Genomic DNA, 1,189 nt, shown 5'->3' on the forward strand with positions numbered 1-1,189 from the left:
ATTGCCCTATGGCAGTCCTCTGTATTTATAGCAAAGATGGGCGTTTTAATTGAAGGCATAGTAAAACTCTACAGAGGTGACGCTAAAATTCTGTACAATACGAAACTCAAAAATCTTATCTTATAACAGGCAGAACAGATAAAAGCACCGAAACCTTCACCTGTTCTGCTTTATACCCTAAGTATCTGTGACATAGACACCTTAGTTTTTATACCGACCACATTCTGTACAATTTTTCTGTCTTTCAGTACTACCGGAGTAGAAATATACATCGCTTTAATGCTGTTCGATAGCCTCAGTTGTTCATCTACATCGACTTTACGCATCTTCGTTTCTTTTACTTCTTCCACAATCCTCCCACAACCAGAAAAACCATTCTGCACGATCTGCGTTATGATACCCAGAAATACAGCAAAACCGGCTTATTTATAGTATAATTATCATTGACAAAATAAATAAAAGGAAGAGGTACGAAACTTCTTCCCCATCATATAGAAATGTCTTATGATTAAGTTATGAGGCAAAAACGTAAGGAAGTTGTATGATGGATACCACAATAAAGGGAAACGGCATTACTTTCAAGGAGTTGGAAAAAAATATTTATCAATGGATCCGTGAACTGGAAAAGAATTACACCAGAGAGCTTTTGAAAAAGTATGATGCCTATCTGATGGGGATCAGGGACAGAGCCGCCTACCGCCATAAAGGTCAGAAAAAACACTATCAAAACTGTCTATGGAGAAGTCATTTACTGCAGGACCATCTATGAAATAAAGGATGAGACTAGGAATAGGATAAGCCATTATGGAAACATAATATTGACTTTGATTAGACTTACCTCCTTTTCAGATTTGCGGTGTCTGTGGAACACAAAAGCATCATTTGGGGTAATTAATAACTGTCTGTTATTGTGTTTCCAATATTTACTTTATATATTTACTTGTTTTAGGAGAGCAAAAAACGTCACTTTTCAGCTCAGTATTTGGTTCAAAACCATTTTCAAACTACAACACTTTTGAGTTAAAGTCTATTTTTACCATCTAAACTATTATTCGTCATCAATGGACCTTCCTCTTATTTTCAACTATTCTAAGTCAGTACTTTTCAATATCCCAACTTGCTTTTATTAAAATAACTTCTATGGAAAAACACTCTGAAAGCATGTAAAATACCAGAAGTTTCCTACCTC

General features: G+C 35.4%; 1 protein-coding gene. It reads left to right on the forward strand.

The window, feature by feature from the left end:
* The first annotated feature begins 541 nt into the window (after window positions 1-541).
* The gene (locus ACYVD3_RS10185; RefSeq protein WP_460642402.1) at window positions 542-769 is read left to right on the forward strand and encodes a hypothetical protein; all 228 of its coding nucleotides are present in this window, start codon (window positions 542-544) and stop codon (window positions 767-769) included.
* Window positions 770-1,189 lie beyond the last annotated feature (420 nt).

This window comes from Lacrimispora brassicae (genome assembly GCF_054772055.1).